Here is a 13618-nt window from a genome sequence, read left to right as displayed (position 1 = left end):
ATGACGGTAGGTTTCTTACACTAAAAATTACAGCCATAAAAAAAGGTCGCTCAAAAGCGACCTTTTTTATTACAGCTTAACGGCGATCTTAGTCGATCTTACCGTGACACTGCTTGTATTTCTTACCAGAACCACATGGACAAGGCTCATTACGGCCGACTTTACGCTCTTCGCGTTCAAACGTACCTTGATGGCCATCGTCTTCTGCTTGAGATGATTCATCAACAATCTGATTGTCAGCATTTTGATGTTGGAATTGTTGACGACGCGCTAGCATTTCTGCCATTTGACGACGTTCTTCTTCCATGCGATCAACTTCTTCCTGCTGCTGTACTCGTACCTTACTTAGGATAGAAACAACATCACTCTTTAAGTTATCAAGCATCTCTTCAAACAGTTCAAACGACTCACGCTTGTACTCTTGCTTAGGGTTCTTTTGTGCATAACCACGTAGGTGAATACCTTGACGAAGATGATCCATCGCCGCTAGGTGTTCTTTCCATAACGTATCGAGGTTTTGCAGCATAACCGTTTTCTCAAAGTTACGTAGCACTTCAGCGCCAACAACTTGTTCTTTTTCACGGTATAGCTCAAATGCTTTTTCGATGATACGTTCACGCAACGCTTCTTCATAAAGCTTATCTTCAGTGTCTAACCAATGTTTGATTGGTAGCTCTAAATCAAAGTCTTCTTTTAGACGCGCTTCTAGTCCGTCGATATCCCACATTTCTTCTAGCGATTGCTGCGGAATGTAGTTATCAATGATGGCATTCAACACGTCTTCACGGTTGTGCTCAATCATTTCACTGATATCGTTCGCATTCATCAACTCATCACGTAGTTCATACACTACCTGACGCTGATCGTTAGCCACATCATCAAATTCAAGTAATTGCTTACGAATATCGAAGTTACGTCCTTCAACTTTACGTTGCGCGTTTTCGATAGCTTTTGATACCCATGGGTGCTCAATCGCTTCGCCTTCTTCCATACCCAGCTTCTTCATCATGCCTGAAACACGATCAGAGGCGAAGATACGCATTAGGCCATCTTCCATTGAAAGATAGAAACGAGAAGAACCTGCATCACCCTGACGACCAGCACGACCACGTAACTGATTATCGATACGGCGTGATTCATGACGCTCAGTACCAAGAATGTGTAAACCACCCGATGCTAATACGGCATCGTGTTTGATTTGCCAATCAGCACGAATTTTAGCAATTTGCTCAGCCGTTGGATCAGTTAGCTTCTCAACATCTGATTTCCATGAACCACCCAACATGATATCGGTACCACGACCGGCCATGTTAGTTGCGATAGTTACCGCACTTGGCGCACCCGCTTCAGCGATGATGTCTGCTTCTTTTTCGTGGAATTTCGCATTCAATACGTTGTGCTTGATACCGGCTTTTTTCAGTGCGTTTGATAATAGCTCTGATTTTTCAATCGACACAGTACCGACAAGACATGGCTGACCGTTTTTAACACGCTCGGTAATATCTTCACTGATCGCGGCAAATTTTTCAGCTTCAGTCATGTAGACTAAATCGCCGTTATCAATACGTGCCATTGGACGGTTAGTCGGTAGCACTACTGTATCTAGATTATAAATAGACTGGAATTCAAACGCTTCAGTATCCGCTGTACCTGTCATACCAGATAATTTTTCGTATAAACGGAAATAGTTCTGGAAGGTAATCGATGCCAAGGTTTGGTTTTCGTTTTGAATCTTAACGCCTTCTTTCGCTTCAACAGCTTGGTGAAGACCTTCAGACCAACGACGACCTGGCATAGTACGGCCAGTATGCTCATCGACAATGACAACTTCATCGTCTTGCACAATATAATCGACGTCTTTTTCAAACAACACGTGTGCACGTAAACCGGCATTAACATGATGTAGTAAACTAATATTAGCTGGAGAATAAAGGGTATCGTTCTCTGCCATAATATCGTTGGTAATCAACAATTCTTCAATGAATTCTTGACCCGTTTCGGTAAAGTGCGCTTGCTTTGATTTTTCGTCAACGGTGTAGTGACCTTCACCACGGTAATCGGCGCTGTCTTCTTTATCTTGACGTACCAATAACGGGATTAGCTTGTTCACTTTGATGTACATTTCTGAGCTATCTTCAGCAGGACCTGAGATAATCAGCGGTGTACGCGCTTCATCGATTAGGATGGAGTCAACTTCATCGACAACCGCGAAGAAGCGTTCACGTTGAACACGATCTTCAGGGCGGAATGCCATGTTGTCACGTAGGTAATCAAAACCAAATTCGTTGTTAGTACCGTAAAGTACATCGGCGGCGTAAGCTTCTTTTTTCGCTTGCGGTGACATATTTGGTACGTTAACGCCAACAGTCATGCCGAGGAATTCAAATAATTCACGGTTAGTTTCGGCATCACGCGCGGCTAGGTAGTCGTTCACTGTTACGATGTGAACACCTTTACCGGTAAGAGCGTTAAGGTATGACGGCAATGTTGCAGTAAGAGTTTTACCCTCACCAGTACGCATTTCAGCAATTTTGCAGTCATTTAGAACCATGCCACCCAGTAGCTGGACGTCAAAGTGACGCATGCCATAGACACGGCTTGATGCTTCGCGAACAGTCGCAAAGGCTTCTGGTAGTAGTTGATCTAGCGTTTCGCCTTGATCTAAACGCTCACGAAATTCAGCTGTTTTTGCTTGCAGCTCATGATCTTGTAGGCTTTCAAACTGAGGTTCTAGCTTATTGATTTGATCAACAATTTTGCGCATACGACGCAGAGTGCGGTCGTTACGGCTACCGATAACTTTAGTCAGTAGTTTTGATAACATGGTGATGCCGTTTTCTCTTTGTTATATCAGCGTTTCTATTGCTGAATCGCTTAATTCGGGTTTCATTCCTTGGGGGACCTAAGCCATCCCTATCCCACAGGAATCGTCACAACGGTGACTAAGAGGTTAATCCTAAAACGTGTAATATTGATATTGTGTCGCGATAGTCGCTTTTCAAGGGCTAACATTACTATCCTAGCAAAAAGCATCACGCTCAATGCTAAACTAATACAATTTATTGCCGCTTCAGTACAAAAAATCCAATGCTTGCTGTTGCCAGGCAGACATATCATTCAACATATACTAACCTATATGCCTGATATGATAAGTCATATTAGTGTCATCGCCTATGATAAAAGCCACAGCAAATGTTTTTATCTTTGAAAAATTAAGATCATATCCGCAAAAGTGACATTTTTATTCTGTTGCATATTCAGGAACTAAAATCATGAGAGATCATCGTCCACAAACCGCAGCACATCTACTTGATAGTGATGGTCTAACATCGATTCAACAACGGGCGGCGGCGTTAAGTAAACTTGATAGCGCAGTAAAAGCCCATCTCAATTGTGCCGAACATTGCCGCGTCAGTAATTACCGCCAAGGGGTACTGATCATTGAAACGGCATCTGCGGCGTGGTCAATGCGACTCAATTATGAACGTTACCAATTAATAACCAAATTACGTGAAAAACTATTACCTAAATTGCAAGATATTGAAGTAAAAGTAAATCCAACCCTTGCAGCAGTCGCTATTCGTAAGCAAGACAAAATTCCTGATATTATTCAAAAGCCAATCAGTGATGTGGCTGCACAACATTTATTAGCCACCGCTGAAAATGCACCGAATAAAGTCAAAGCTTGCCTTGAACGGTTAGCAAAGTTGGCGAAAAAGAAAACCAGCTAAATCACAAATAGCAGATACAAAAACGCCGAACAAATATGCTCGGCGTTTTTTAATACAAGGTAATTGCGTGATTTACGCCAATACCATACCCGGTTGAGCAAAAGTGACTGGCACTTCACGCTCATCTTCAAAGGTTGACCACTCATAGGCTTCTTGATCAGCCAATACTGCACGCAGTAGTTGGTTGTTCAGCGCATGACCTGATTTATAAGCGCGCATTTCACCAATGATATTATGACCACACATGTAAAGGTCACCAATGGCATCCAATACTTTGTGAGTGACAAGTTCATTGTCAAAACGCAAACCGTCATCGTTCAGGATACGGTAGTCATCCAGTACAATTGCGTTATCAAAGCTACCACCAAGACACAAGTTTTGTGACTGAAGGTATTCGATATCGCGCATAAAACCGAAAGTACGTGCACGGCTAATCTTTTTAACAAAAGACTGGCTTGAAAAATCTAACACTAGACGCTGCTGATCTGAATCAATCGCAGGGTGGTTAAAGTCGATAGCAAAATCGAGACGGAAACCGTTATAAGGTACGAGTTCCGCCCACTTGTCGCCATCTTCAATGCGAACAGGCTTTTTAATACGTAAAAAACGCTTTGGCGAATTTAGCGTATCAATACCTGCTGATTGAAGCAGGTAAATAAATGGGCTTGCGCTACCATCCATAATAGGAATTTCAGGTGCATCAACTTCGATAATCACATTATCGATACCCATACCGGCTAGTGCAGCATTCAAGTGCTCAACAGTTGAAATGCGCACGCCTTGTTCATTCACAAGAGCGGTACATAACATGGTATCGCGCACTGAGTCTGCATTTGCAGGGAAATCCACAGGTGGATTAAGGTCAGTACGGCGATAAATCACGCCAGTATTTGCGGCTGCAGGACGCAGGATAAGCGTCACTTTACGTCCAGAGTGGAGGCCCACACCAGTCGTCTGCACAATGCTTTTAAGTGTACGTTGTCTGATCATCTGCTTTATATCTCAACGGTTAAACAAACTTTTGCTTGCAAACTTATTAGGTGAATAGAAACTATTCTCAACACCGAATTGGTGAATTGAACACTTATCATACCATAACCTAAAAAATATCCAAAATAATTCACTGCGGATACAAAAGAGCATCTTTTGTGGTGAAACAAAAGATGCAACTCTTACTCAGCTAAATTAGCCGCCACAATCAATATGTTGGCTATTTTAGTCCGCTTGCTTACGCAAGAATGCAGGGATATCTAAGTAGTCATGATCCGCACCCTGAGCTTTAGCTTGTTGAGTTTCAACAGGCTTCTCTTCAGCGATTGCAGCAGGTTTTTCCTGTGCAACAGCAGGGGCTGGTTTTGATGACGTTACTAATGTGATATCAGGCTTACACTCTTTACCAATGCCTGTTGCCACTACGGTTACACGTAGCTCATCAGTCATATCTGGGTCAAGTGATGTACCGATAACCACAGTTGCGTTATCAGAAGCGAATGCTTTCACTGTGTTACCCACAGTTTCGAATTCGTCTAGACGCATGTCCATACCAGCAGTAATGTTAACTAAAACACCACGTGCGCCAGCAAGATCGATATCTTCTAGTAATGGGCTAGAAATTGCCATTTCAGCAGCTTCTTCAGCACGGTCATCACCAGCAGCAACACCACTACCCATCATTGCATGACCCATTTCCGACATTACGGTACGTACGTCCGCAAAGTCGACGTTGATCATGCCTGGGCGAGTGATTAGCTCAGCAATACCTTGAACCGCATTCTTAAGTACGTCGTTTGCTTTCGCAAAGGCATCAAGTAATGTGATACCACGACCAAGTACTTTAAGTAGCTTTTCGTTAGGAATAGTAATTAATGAATCAACATGCTTAGAAAGCTCATCAATACCTTGCTCTGCAAATGCCATACGCTTCTTACCTTCGAAGCTAAATGGTTTAGTCACAACAGCAACAGTAAGAATACCAAGCTCTTTCGCTACTTCAGCAATGATTGGTGCAGCACCAGTACCGGTACCACCACCCATGCCCGCTGCAATGAAGATCATGTCAGAGCCTTCAAGCTCTTTCTTGATTGCTTCACGATCTTCTAGCGCTGAATCACGGCCCACTTGTGGGTTTGCACCCGCACCCAAACCTTTAGTGATATCACCACCGATTTGAATAACAGTACTTACGCTTGTTTTACGAAGAGCTTGTGCATCAGTGTTAACACTAATGAACTGCACGCCTTCAATAGACTCACGTACCATGTGATCGACTGCATTACCGCCGCCGCCGCCAACGCCAATGACCTTAATTACAGCTTCATCAGACATTTCCATCATCGGTTCAAACATTTGTTCTCTCCGTTATCCTGTTCGCATCAGGTTTAAAAATTCTTTTCGAACCAACCACTGATTCGTGAAAATAGCCCAGTTACCGAGCGTTTCGGTTCTTGTGCATTTTCATCAAATGATTGACTATCCTTTCCGTAGTGCAGTAATCCTACTGCAGTAGCATAGGGTGGAGCCTGAACATAGTCAGTCAATCCACTCAGATCAAGAGGCTGACCAATACGTACTTGATTGCGGAAAACCCGCTCAGCACATTCAGTTAAACCTTCCATTTGCGCAGCGCCCCCGGTAAGGACGATGCCCGCTGCTAGGTGGTGTTTAACACCAGCCTCTCGCAATTGATCTTGTACGGTTAGTAATTTTTGATTTACTAACCCTAGCAATTCACTATATCGAGGCTCTATTACTTCTGCTAGTGTTTGACTTTGCAAGCTTCTAGATGGACGACCACCAACACTCGGTACATCAACCTTAGCATCTTTGCTCACCAATTCACTCAGTGCACAACCGTATTTCACTTTAATATCTTCAGCGTCACCCGGCGGTGTACCAAACGCATAAGCAATATCACTAGTCACAACATTACCAGCATAGGGAATTACTTCCGCATGACGTAATGCGCCACCAGACCAAATGGCAAGATCCATTGTACCGCCGCCGATATCGACCACGCATACGCCGAGCTCACGCTCATCTGGGGTCAGTACAGCATGGCTTGCTGCTAATCCTGAGAAAATCAGATGATCAACAGTTAAACCACAACGCTCTACTGCTTTAACGATGTTGCGTGCCATGTCGTTATGACAAGTGATCAAATGAACACTTGCTTCCATACGAACACCTGATAAACCAACTGGGTTTTTAATGCCCTCTTGGTAATCAATCGCAAATTCCTGAGGAATTACATGCAACGTACGTTGCTCATCGCTTATTTTTACTGATTTCGCCGTATGAATAACATTATCGACGTCATCTTGAGTCACTTCTTTATCAGAAATAGGCACCATGCCTTTTTCTGTTTGGCAACTAATATGTTTACCTGATAGCGATAAACACACGGAACCAATTTGGCAATCAGCCATGAGTTCAGCCTGATCAACAGCACGCTGAACTGACTTTACTACTGACTCGAGGTCATTAACCCCACCTTTATCCATTCCGCGTGATGGGCTGCTACCCACACCAATGACATTAACATTGCCATCAGGTAGGACCTCCCCAACCAAAGCGCAAACTTTGGAAGTGCCGATATCAAGACCAACTATGAGTTTTTTATCTGCAGCCTTAGTCATCAGTGCACGCTCTTATTTTTTATCCGGCGCATGTTTATCATACTCCGGCATTGTTTTCCAACCCACAGCTGCGCCAGTATCATAACGCAAATCTACATAATCAATCGGCTTACCCTGCTTTAATAACTCAGGATAAATCTCGATAAAACGTTTTATACGTTGCATTCGAGCGTCATGCCCCAATTCAAGTCTAATGCCGTTTGTTAATACCACGCGCCAAGCACGACGTTCATTAAATGATAATGACGCAATCCCAAAACCCGCTTTTTTCAGTACCGGACGCATTTCACGCAATCCAGCTAAAACTTCTTCGCTACTGCCTTTTGGGCCAATCAGGTTGGTTAACCCTAATCCTGCCACTTGCAATGCTGGTGCTTTAAAAACAGCCCCTGCACGATTAACTAAATAGGTTCCGTTCCATTCAGCGACAGGTTGATTTTCAACCAAAAACACTTTAATGGTATTCGGCCATTGTTTACGTACAGCAGCTTGAGCAACCCAAGGCAATGCCTCGACGGATGCTTGAATACTATTTACATCTTGGGTCATAAAACTACCCAGATGATGAAGATGTAAAATTGACTGTCTGACATCATCTTTAGTCAGATAATGTAGCTGCCCTTGAATGACTAAATTTGACAAGGGTAATCGGTTTGCATCTGTCATCCAGTCTTTGGTAGCACTGACAAGCCAAACCGTAAAACCAATGACAAAGAGAAAAAACGCTAATCCGCCCCAACGCTTCAAACCACGAGGAGAGGATGATATATGCTCTTTATTTACGACTTGTTCAGTCATCGCGTGTCTATTTACCTTACCATTTAAGCCAAACCATTCCATAAAGGTATTTTATGATGGTGCGCTCAGTCAGGTATAACGAGCAAAGTTAAACGATTATACCGAGCAACTCGACCCACTCCAACACTCATAAGGCGTTTTCCGAGCATAACCTGACAATAAATTTATCTATTTGTCGAGAAATCGCAAAAAATAGCGATCACTGGCACTGGAATTACCCTTTTACAGCCAGTGATCGGTGTTTATGCTCTCGATCAAAGCAAAAAATACCAATTAAGCATCTTGACGCATAGCTGGAATATTCAGCTGTAATTCAGCCAATTGGCGGGCTATTTTGCCAACATCACCCGCGCCTTGTGTCAGAACCAAATCATCATTTTGGATAATATTGGCTAATACTGCAGGCAAATGCTCTGCTTGTGGCACAAAGATAGGATCAATTTTCGCGCGTGAACGGATTGTACGACACAACGAACGACTATCAGCACCAGCAATCGGGGTTTCACCCGCAGCATACACATCCAGCATCACTAGCACATCGACTTGCTCTAATACATTAGCAAAATCATCGTATAAATCACGGGTACGACTGTAGCGGTGGGGCTGAAATATCATCACTAAACGCTTATCAGGCCAACCTGCACGTGCAGCTTGAATAGTAACATCCACTTCGCTTGGATGATGACCATAATCATCCACCAGCATCACGTTACCATTACCCGTTTCAAACTCACCTAAGTGATCAAAACGACGCCCTGTGCCTTCAAATTCAACTAAAGCGCGCATGATAGCATCATCACTGACACCTTCTTCAGTTGCCACTGCAATTGCAGCCGTTGCATTCAATGCGTTGTGTTTACCTGGAATATTAAGCGTAATATTCAATGCCGGCTTATCATTACGCAATACCGTAAAATGACCTTGTTGGCCCGTTTGAGTATAGTTAACTAAGCGCACATCGGCATCTTCAGCAAAACCATAAGTCAACATTGGACGACCAACACGTGGTAATAATTCACGTACCACTGGATCATCAATACACATTACCGCTAAACCATAAAATGGCAGGTTATGGAGGAAATCAATAAAGGTTTGTTTTAACACTTCAAAGTCGCCACCATAAGTATCCATATGATCAGCTTCAATGTTAGTGACTACACACACCATTGGTTGTAAGTGTAAAAATGACGCATCGCTTTCATCAGCTTCAGCGATTAAATACCGACTACAACCTAAACGCGCATTAGTTCCAGCACTTTTAACTAAACCGCCGTTAACAAACGTTGGATCAAGACCCGCTTCAGAATAAATCTGTGTCGTCAGTGCGGTGGTAGTGGTTTTGCCATGCGTTCCCGCAATCGCAATACCATGACGGTAACGCATTAACTCAGCCAGCATTTCAGCACGGCGCACAACAGGAATACGTAACTCTGTTGCGGCTAATAATTCTGGATTTTGTTTGTTGATAGCCGTTGATGCCACAACCACACTGGCGCCAGTGACATTTTCAGGCGCATGACCAAAAAAGATTTCCGCGCCTTTTGCGGTTAGACGATTGGTCACGGCATTGGGTGCGATATCAGAACCACTAATACGGTAACCTTCGTTAACCAATACTTCTGCGATGCCGCTCATGCCAGCACCACCAATACCAACAAAGTGAATTCGTTCGACTCGGCGCATCTCAGGCACCATAGTTCGAATCTTTGCTAATTGCTGGTTATCCAGTTTACTCATCACTTTGTTCCTGTTTAATTCTTTGCTAGTGATTTAATCACATCGGCAACACGTTGGTCTGCGTCAATGATAGCAGCATTACGCGCCGCACAAGCCATGTGCTCAAGCGCAATACGATTTAATAAATTAATTTGTTGGGCTAAGCCATCAACCGTCAATTGCGGTTGTTCAATCATTTTAGCGGCACCACATGCGACTAAATGTTCGGCATTTAAAGCTTGTTGGCGATCTTTGTGCATAAACGGAATAAAAATAGCGCCAACACCCGCTGCCGATAATTCTGATACCGTTAGCGCACCAGAGCGGCAAACAACCAAATCAGCCCAGCCATAAGCAGCGGCAACATCGTCAATAAATTCAGTCACTTTATGGGGTGTTTGACAATGCTTCACATAAGCTTCTTGTGTCGATTGCTGACTGCCTTTACCCGCTTGATGCCAAATGGTGACGTTATCCCCTAGAATCCCTGCTACTTCTGGCATGGTCTGGTTTAAAATACGTGCCCCTTGACTACCACCCATCACCAATACGCGAATTGTCCCAGTGCGTTCAGCAAAGCGTTGTTTAGGTGCAGGCAATAATGTTACATCTTCACGAACCGGATTACCGACCACTTGCTTATCTTTGAAAGCACCGGGAAAAGCTTGCAGCACTTTGCTGGCAATTTTAGCCAACCACTGATTGGTTAGCCCAGCTACGGCATTTTGCTCATGCAATACCACTGGAATACCCAGTGACCATGCAGCAACACCACCAGGTCCACTGACATACCCCCCCATACCAAGCACTACATCCGGTTGCCATGCTTTGATATATTTACGCGCTTGAATAATCGCTTTAATAATTTTAAATGGCGCACCTAATAACGATACAATACCGCTACCACGTAATCCTTTTACTTTAATAAAATCGATATCAATACCGTGTTTAGGCACTAAATCCGCTTCCATACGATCGGCGGTACCCAACCAGCGAATTTCCCATCCTTGTTGCTGCAATCGACGTGCAACTGCTAGCCCAGGAAAGACGTGACCGCCAGTACCACCCGCCATCACCAATAAACGTTTATTCTTTGTCATTAGAATGCTTTTTATCTTGTTCTAGTTGTGAATTATCAGCAGTTGCAAGCACTTGAGAATCTAAAGAGACTTGTTCAACTGCTACTTCCATATTATCGAGTGCTTCATCATCAACCTCTGCAGGTTGCTCTGATGCAAATTTAGCAGCGACCCGCTGTTCAAAATCAATTCGAATCAAAATCGCCACCGCAGCAGCCATGATAAAGAGACTTGAACCACCATAACTGATCAGGGGCAAGGTTAAGCCTTTGGTCGGTACGATACCCGCAGCGGCACCAACGTTAACCAAGGTTTGAAACGCAAACCAAATACCAAAGCCAAACGCCAAATAACCACCAAATAAAAGCCCGCTTTCTAGACATTTACGTCCAATAGCAATCGCTTTAAACACTAATGCAAACAATAATGTTAAAACAACGATTACTCCAGCTAAGCCTAATTCTTCGGCTAAAACAGCAAATACAAAGTCAGTATGTGCTTCTGGTAAGTAAGCCAGTTTTTGAATCGAGTTACCCAGTCCTTGCCCAAACCATTCTCCACGACCAAATGCCATTAATGATTGGGTTAGCTGATAACCACTACCATAAGGATCTTGCCATGGATTTAAAAACGAGGTTACCCGTCGCATACGGTAAGGTTCAAAGGCTATCAACATCCCAATGCCAACTAAGGCAGTTGCGAGCATGACTAAGAATTGCCATAACCGCGCACCCGCAATAAATAGCATCCCGATGGTACCGACAAACATGACCACGAACGAACCTAAGTCAGGCTGTTGTAGCAACAGAAAGCCCATAATACCCAGTACGATTAATGGCTTAGCAAAACCGATAAAACTGCCACGGACTTGGTTATATTGACGAACTAAATAGCCCGCAAGAAACACAAATAATGACAGTTTGGCAACTTCCGCCGGTTGCAAATTAAACACCCCTAATGGTATCCAACGAGCAGCACCATTAACCGAGTGGCCGATAGCCAATACTACAATCAATAAAAAGATTGAAATCAATAGCATTGGCACACTGTACTTTTCCCATTTAGCTAATGGGATCCGCATAACAAACGCAGCGATCACTATCGAACAGACTAAAAAGAAGCCATGACGAAGTGCGAAAAAGAAAGGAACACCCGTAAGACGAGTAGCGACAGGTATGGATGCTGACGTTACCATTACTAACCCTGTCATCATCAGGGCTATTGCTATCCACACCAATTGGCGGTCATACAGAATCGGTTTAGCGGGTTTTAAAAACCAACCGCAAACTACCGATAATCCGTTACGGGCCATTTTAAACATTACATTTTTCCTGAGATTGAATCTTGTAGCCGAATGGCTTGTTCAACGAAAGCATCACCGCGTGCCATAAAGTTGGCAAATTGATCCCAACTGGCACACGCCGGTGATAATAAAACCATATCGCCAGCTTGTACGGTAGCTGCTGCGCGATCCATTGCCTCACTCATGGTGTCGACATTTATCGCGTTTTCAACTAAATCACTGAATAAATGTCCATCACGACCAAAACAATAAAGTTGTACATTTAAGTCAGCCAGAATCGGTTTAAGTTCACTGAAATCAGCGCCTTTACCGTCACCACCCATTAATAAATGCAGTTTACCTGCCAATTGCAAGCCCGTTAATGCTGCAACGGTACTAGCAAGGTTGGTTGCCTTTGAATCATTAACCCATTTAACACCGTGGCAATTCACTGCCAACTGACATCGATGAGCTAATCCAGTATAACGGCGCATTGTTTGGCAAGCGGCAGTGCGATCAATACCGACCGCATCGGCTAATGCTAATGCTGCTAAACAGTTCGCCACATTATGACGGCCAACTAACGCAATTTCGCTGACAGCCATTAATGGCTCACCCGCAATCGCTAACCATTCCGCGCCATCAACAGTAACCAATCCATAATCAGCATTATCAAAACCAAAGCTGGTCATATTGCCGTTAAAATCAGGCTTGGTAGCAAGATCGTCACGGTTATACACCGCCAATTTAGCATGATCAAAAATACGCATTTTGGCATTGCTATAATCAGCTAAACCACCCGGATAACGATCCATATGATCTTCCGACAAGTTGAGATATACCGCAGCATCAACAACCAAGGATGACGTAGTTTCTAACTGAAAACTGGATAACTCAAGCACGTACAGATCGTGATTTTGAGCCAACATATCTAAAGCCGCAAAACCAATATTGCCACCAACACCGACATTAACACCGGCTTCTTTAGCCATTTCACCGACTAAACTGGTGACGGTACTTTTACCGTTAGAGCCTGTGATCGCAACCACGGGTTTATTCACCGCACGCGCAAATAACTCAATATCACCCACAATCTCAATATTTGATTGCGCGGCTAACAATAACTCTGGCGTTGCTAATGCAATCCCTGGGCTGGCAACGATTAAATCAGCATCAAGTAGCCATTGTAGGTTCCATTGACCCGCGCACACATCGACACCCGCAGGTAATTGTTCTTGGCCTGGCGGATTATCACGGGTATCAATTACTTTAATATCCAGCAATTGTGGTAATCGTACTAAATGATTCACCACCGATAGACCTGTCATACCAAGTCCAATCACAACAACCTTGTTAATACCTACCAAGCCATTCATG

The 13618-nt window shown here is 43.7% G+C and carries 10 protein-coding genes; 1 reads left to right on the top strand and 9 read right to left on the bottom strand.

Annotated features, from left to right (window positions below):
- Nucleotides 1-88 precede the first annotated feature (88 nt).
- Nucleotides 89-2824 carry a preprotein translocase subunit SecA gene (gene secA, locus ACJZU6_RS03595; protein ID WP_080158307.1) on the bottom strand — a complete coding sequence of 912 codons (2736 nt, stop codon included), beginning with the start codon at nt 2822-2824 and terminating at the stop codon, nt 89-91.
- A 448-nt stretch (nt 2825-3272) separates the two neighbouring features.
- Here secA and ACJZU6_RS03590 point away from each other — a divergent pair, with 448 nt between their 5' ends.
- Nucleotides 3273-3731 carry a DUF721 domain-containing protein gene (locus ACJZU6_RS03590; protein ID WP_408900654.1) on the top strand — a complete coding sequence of 153 codons (459 nt, stop codon included), beginning with the start codon at nt 3273-3275 and terminating at the stop codon, nt 3729-3731.
- A 72-nt stretch (nt 3732-3803) separates the two neighbouring features.
- Here ACJZU6_RS03590 and lpxC read toward each other — a convergent pair whose 3' ends face one another.
- The 8 genes from lpxC to murD all read right to left on the bottom strand — a co-directional run bounded on the left by lpxC (nt 3804) and on the right by murD (nt 13617).
- Complete coding sequence (lpxC, locus tag ACJZU6_RS03585; RefSeq protein WP_045028092.1) at nt 3804-4721, bottom strand: UDP-3-O-acyl-N-acetylglucosamine deacetylase; 918 nt, start codon at nt 4719-4721, stop codon at nt 3804-3806.
- 225 nt (nt 4722-4946) lie between these two features.
- Nucleotides 4947-6077, bottom strand: a complete 1131-nt coding sequence (ftsZ, locus tag ACJZU6_RS03580; RefSeq protein ID WP_327767615.1) for a cell division protein FtsZ — start codon at nt 6075-6077, stop codon at nt 4947-4949.
- A 32-nt stretch (nt 6078-6109) separates the two neighbouring features.
- Nucleotides 6110-7366, bottom strand: coding sequence for a cell division protein FtsA (ftsA, locus tag ACJZU6_RS03575; protein ID WP_080158310.1), 1257 nt, complete (start codon nt 7364-7366; stop codon nt 6110-6112).
- A gap of 12 nt (nt 7367-7378) precedes the next feature.
- A complete protein-coding gene (locus ACJZU6_RS03570; protein ID WP_080158311.1) occupies nt 7379-8164 on the bottom strand; it encodes a cell division protein FtsQ/DivIB in 786 nt (261 codons plus the stop codon).
- A 273-nt stretch (nt 8165-8437) separates the two neighbouring features.
- Nucleotides 8438-9901, bottom strand: a complete 1464-nt coding sequence (murC, locus tag ACJZU6_RS03565; RefSeq protein ID WP_080158312.1) for a UDP-N-acetylmuramate--L-alanine ligase — start codon at nt 9899-9901, stop codon at nt 8438-8440.
- Between the two features lie 14 nt (nt 9902-9915).
- Complete coding sequence (gene murG / locus ACJZU6_RS03560; RefSeq protein ID WP_408900653.1) at nt 9916-10980, bottom strand: undecaprenyldiphospho-muramoylpentapeptide beta-N-acetylglucosaminyltransferase; 1065 nt, start codon at nt 10978-10980, stop codon at nt 9916-9918.
- A complete protein-coding gene (ftsW, locus tag ACJZU6_RS03555; RefSeq protein WP_408900652.1) occupies nt 10967-12280 on the bottom strand; it encodes a cell division protein FtsW in 1314 nt (437 codons plus the stop codon). The genes murG and ftsW overlap by 14 nt, the downstream gene beginning before the upstream one ends.
- Nucleotides 12280-13617 carry a UDP-N-acetylmuramoyl-L-alanine--D-glutamate ligase gene (gene murD, locus ACJZU6_RS03550; RefSeq protein ID WP_408900651.1) on the bottom strand — a complete coding sequence of 446 codons (1338 nt, stop codon included), beginning with the start codon at nt 13615-13617 and terminating at the stop codon, nt 12280-12282. The genes ftsW and murD overlap by 1 nt, the downstream gene beginning before the upstream one ends.
- Between the last annotated feature and the right edge of the window lies 1 nt (nt 13618).

Source organism: Photobacterium piscicola, assembly GCF_046058925.1.
GTDB classification, from domain to species: domain Bacteria; phylum Pseudomonadota; class Gammaproteobacteria; order Enterobacterales; family Vibrionaceae; genus Photobacterium; species Photobacterium piscicola.
Note: the sequence above shows the minus strand (reverse complement) of the source record. Positions and strands in the feature narration are given on the sequence as shown.

Excerpts from the sequence above, each read along its gene's own strand:
- secA (WP_080158307.1), bottom strand. The coding sequence starts at position 2,824 with ATGTTATCAAAACTACTGACTAAAGTTATCGGTAGCCGTAACGACCGC.
- ACJZU6_RS03590 (WP_408900654.1), top strand. The coding sequence starts at position 3,273 with ATGAGAGATCATCGTCCACAAACCGCAGCACATCTACTTGATAGTGAT.
- lpxC (WP_045028092.1), bottom strand. The coding sequence starts at position 4,721 with ATGATCAGACAACGTACACTTAAAAGCATTGTGCAGACGACTGGTGTG.
- ftsZ (WP_327767615.1), bottom strand. The coding sequence starts at position 6,077 with ATGTTTGAACCGATGATGGAAATGTCTGATGAAGCTGTAATTAAGGTC.
- ftsA (WP_080158310.1), bottom strand. The coding sequence starts at position 7,366 with ATGACTAAGGCTGCAGATAAAAAACTCATAGTTGGTCTTGATATCGGC.
- ACJZU6_RS03570 (WP_080158311.1), bottom strand. The coding sequence starts at position 8,164 with ATGACTGAACAAGTCGTAAATAAAGAGCATATATCATCCTCTCCTCGT.
- murC (WP_080158312.1), bottom strand. The coding sequence starts at position 9,901 with ATGAGTAAACTGGATAACCAGCAATTAGCAAAGATTCGAACTATGGTG.
- murG (WP_408900653.1), bottom strand. The coding sequence starts at position 10,980 with ATGACAAAGAATAAACGTTTATTGGTGATGGCGGGTGGTACTGGCGGT.
- ftsW (WP_408900652.1), bottom strand. The coding sequence starts at position 12,280 with ATGTTTAAAATGGCCCGTAACGGATTATCGGTAGTTTGCGGTTGGTTT.
- murD (WP_408900651.1), bottom strand. The coding sequence starts at position 13,617 with ATGAATGGCTTGGTAGGTATTAACAAGGTTGTTGTGATTGGACTTGGT.